Source organism: Mesorhizobium sp. M7A.F.Ca.CA.002.05.1.1, assembly GCF_003998335.1.
Taxonomy (GTDB): Bacteria; Pseudomonadota; Alphaproteobacteria; order Rhizobiales; family Rhizobiaceae; genus Mesorhizobium.
In genome coordinates this window covers 1-3714 of sequence record NZ_RZQI01000608.1, presented here as the reverse complement: position 1 = coordinate 3714, position 3714 = coordinate 1, and the positions used below count along the sequence as shown (strand labels likewise).

Here is a 3714-nt window from a genome sequence, read left to right as displayed (position 1 = left end):
CGTCATGCTGGTCGCGCCCGACGACGATTCGGCGGTGCGCCGGGCACTCGAATCGCTTGCCGCCGAAGGGTACGCCGAGGCCGAACTCGACCAGATCGGCGACATGGACGGCATCCCCGACGACGAGCCGCATATCTCCGCCTTCCAGGGCGCGCTCGAAGGCGAAGTGTCGATCGTTACCTTCGACGTGCCGATCTGACTCCAACCCCCGGTCCAGCTTTCGAATCGACTGCCGAGACGAATCGGCGATCGAGGCATTCCCAGCCGACAAAATACGCACTGCCGCTCGAGGAAGGCTGAGTTTGGCTGCTTGGCTTCGGCTTGCCCGGGGCAAGTGTTCTGATAAGAAACCATCACCATCATCAAACAGACGGAGCGGCCGTGTCCCAGCCCATCAAGATAGGCATCGTCGGCGTCGGCAAGATCGTCCGCGACCAGCACCTACCGGCCCTGGCGAAAGACCAGGACTATCGCCTCATCGCGGCCGCCAGCCGTCACGGCAAGGTGGATGACATCACGAATTTTCCTGACATCGAAGCCATGCTCGACGCTGTGCCCGAGCTCGAGGCCGTGTCGCTCTGCATGCCGCCGCAGTTCCGCTACGATGCGGCGCGGACGGCACTGATGGCCAAGAAGCATGTCTTCCTGGAGAAGCCGCCTGGCGCCACTGTCAGCGAGGTCGAGGACCTCAAGACATTGGCCGCACAGAACGGGGTTTCGCTGTTCGCCAGCTGGCACTCGCGCTATGCGCCGGCCGTAGAGGCCGCGCGTGCATTCCTCGACAAAGCCAAGATCAGGTCGGCCGCCATCAACTGGAAGGAAGACGTGCGCCGCTGGCACCCGAACCAGGAATGGATCTGGGCTCCCGGCGGTTTCGGCGTCTTCGATCCCGGCATCAACGCGCTGTCGATTGCCACCCATATCCTGCCGGCGATGTTCATCACCTCGGCGGTGCTGGATTTTCCCGAAAACCGCGCCTCCCCGGTTGCCGCGCGCGTCGCCTTCCGCACCTCGAACGGGGTGCCGGTGACGATGGACCTCGACTGGCTGCAGACAGGCCCGCAAAACTGGGGCATCCTGGCCGACACCGACAAGGGCGCGATGGTGCTGTCGGGCGGCGGCTCGAAGCTCGCCATCGACGGCAAGGTGGTTCATGACGAGCCGGAGGCCGAGTACCCGATGCTCTACAAGCGCTTCGCCGAGATCGTCCGCGCCGGCACCTCCGATGTCGATCTGGCGCCGCTGCAGCATGTCGCTGACGCCTTCATGCTCGGCAAGCGCAACGTGGTCGAGGCGTTCTTCGATTGACAATGGGCTGTGAAGAGCGACCTCGCTCCGATCCCCACTTTCCGGATCATTTGCGAAGGGCGCGCCGCCCCTCATTGTCCTGCCGGACATTTCTCCCCGTATAGTGACGGGGAGAAAGGGGCAATGGCGACGCCGGCGTTCGCCCTGCAAGGTCGCCGATTGGCGAAATCGTCAGCGACGGCGTCCTTCTCCCCGTCACTATACGGGGAGAAGATGCCGGCAGGCAGATGAGGGGCGGCGCCAGCCTGCAAAACAAGGCACCAGACGATGCTCCTCACTTCGCCACCGCCACAAAGTTCGGCTCCAACGCAATGAAAAAAGGCCGCCGGGTCGCCCCGACGGCCTTTTTTTGCCTGAGATTCCAACCGCCGCGCTTACTGCGCGGCGGTTGTCATGTCGGCCAGCATCGGCTCGGCGACTTCCGCACCCGAGGCCTTGCGGCGCTCGTCGATGATCAGTTCGTCGCGCGAGGTGGCGATGCGCCGGATCTGGCTCATCGTGCCGCCGGTACCGGCCGGGATCAGCCGGCCGACGATGACGTTTTCCTTCAAGCCCTGCAGCATGTCGGTCTTGCCGGCAACCGCAGCCTCCGTCAGCACCCGGGTCGTTTCCTGGAAGGAGGCGGCCGAGATGAAGGACGGCGTCTGCAGCGATGCCTTGGTGATGCCGAGCAGCACCGGCAGGCCTTCGGCCGGCTTCTTGCCGTCCTCGACCAGACGCTCGTTGACCTCTTCCAGTTCGATCACGTCGACATGATCGCCCGGGATGTAGGTCGAATCGCCCTGCACCGTGATCTCGACCTTCTGCAGCATCTGGCGAACAATCACCTCGATGTGCTTGTCGTTGATCGACACGCCCTGCAGACGATAGACTTCCTGGATCTCGTTGACGAGGTAGGAAGCAAGTGCCTCCACGCCCTTGATCGCCAGGATGTCGTGCGGCGCCGGATTGCCGTCGAGGATGTAGTCGCCCTTCTCGATGACGTCGCCGTCCTGGAGATGGAACGGCTTGCCCTTCGGGATCAGGTATTCGACCGGCTCAAGCGTCGAGTCATGCGGCTCGATGATGATGCGACGCTTGTTCTTGTAGTCGCGGCCGAAGCGGATCGTGCCGTCGATCTCGGCGATGATGGCGTGATCCTTCGGACGACGTGCCTCGAACAGCTCGGCAACACGCGGCAGACCGCCGGTGATGTCCTTGGTCTTGGCGCTTTCCATCGGAATACGCGCCAGCACGTCGCCGGGGCGAACCTGCGAACCCGGCTCGACCGAAAGAATGGCCTCGACCGAGAGCAGGAAGCGGGCGTCGCCGCCCTTCGACAGCTTGCCGACCTTGCCCTTGGCGTCCTGGATCGCAATCGCCGGCTTCAGGTCGTTGCCGCGTGGCGTCGAGCGCCAGTCGATGACCTCACGCTTGGTGATGCCGGTCGACTCGTCGGCCGTTTCCTGAACGGAAATGCCGTCGACCAGATCCTCGTACGACACCCTGCCCTCGATTTCGGTGAGGACCGGACGGGTATAGGGATCCCACTCGGCGATACGCTGGCCGCGCTTCACCTTGTCACCATCGTCCACGAAGATGCGCGAACCATAGGTGAGGCGGTGCGAGGCGCGCTCCTTGCCGGCTTCGTCGAGGATCAGAACCGCCATGTTGCGGCCCATGACCATCTGCTGGCCGTCGGAGTTGCGCACCACGTTGCGGTTGCGGATCTCGACCTTGCCCTCATACGAGGCTTCAAGGAACGAGCTGTCCACGACCTGCGCGGTACCGCCCATGTGGAAGGTACGCATGGTGAGCTGGGTGCCCGGCTCGCCGATCGACTGCGCCGCGATGACGCCGACGGCTTCGCCCTGATTGACCGGGGTGCCGCGGGCCAGATCGCGACCGTAGCAGACCGCGCAGACGCCAACCCTGACTTCGCAAGTCAGTGCCGAGCGGATGCGGACCGACTGGACGCCGGCCTTTTCGATCTGTTCCACGTCACGCTCGTCCATCAGCGTTCCGGCCTTGACCAGGATCTCGCCCGACACCGGATGGGTGATGTCGTCGAGCGACGTACGGCCCAGCACGCGCTGGCCGACCGAAGCGACGACCTGACCGGCATCGACGATCGGCTGCATGGTGAGGCCCTTGTCGGTGCCGCAGTCGACGGAGTTGACGATGCAATCCTGCGCCACGTCGACCAGACGACGGGTGAGGTAACCCGAGTTCGCCGTCTTCAAGGCGGTGTCGGCCAGACCCTTGCGGGCGCCGTGGGTCGAGTTGAAGTACTCGAGCACGGTCAGGCCTTCCTTGAAGTTCGAGATGATCGGCGTCTCGATGATTTCACCCGACGGCTTGGCCATGAGGCCGCGCATGCCGGCAAGCTGGCGCATCTGGGTGGGCGAGCCACGCGCACCGGAGTGC

The 3714-nt window shown here is 64.1% G+C and carries 2 protein-coding genes and 1 pseudogene; 2 read left to right on the top strand and 1 reads right to left on the bottom strand.

Annotated features, from left to right (window positions below):
• The coding region (locus tag EN939_RS24960; RefSeq protein ID WP_127270476.1) for a transcriptional regulator at window positions 1-199 on the top strand (199 nt) is incomplete at its 5' end.
• Window positions 200-381: 182 nt separating this feature from the next.
• On the top strand, window positions 382-1308 hold the full coding sequence (locus EN939_RS24955) for a Gfo/Idh/MocA family protein (RefSeq protein WP_127270475.1): 927 nt from the start codon (window positions 382-384) through the stop codon (window positions 1306-1308).
• 374 nt (window positions 1309-1682) lie between these two features.
• On the opposite strand, the pseudogene EN939_RS24945 reads toward EN939_RS24955, so the two are convergent.
• A pseudogene (locus EN939_RS24945) lies at window positions 1683-3714 on the bottom strand (DNA-directed RNA polymerase subunit beta'); the annotation flags it as partial.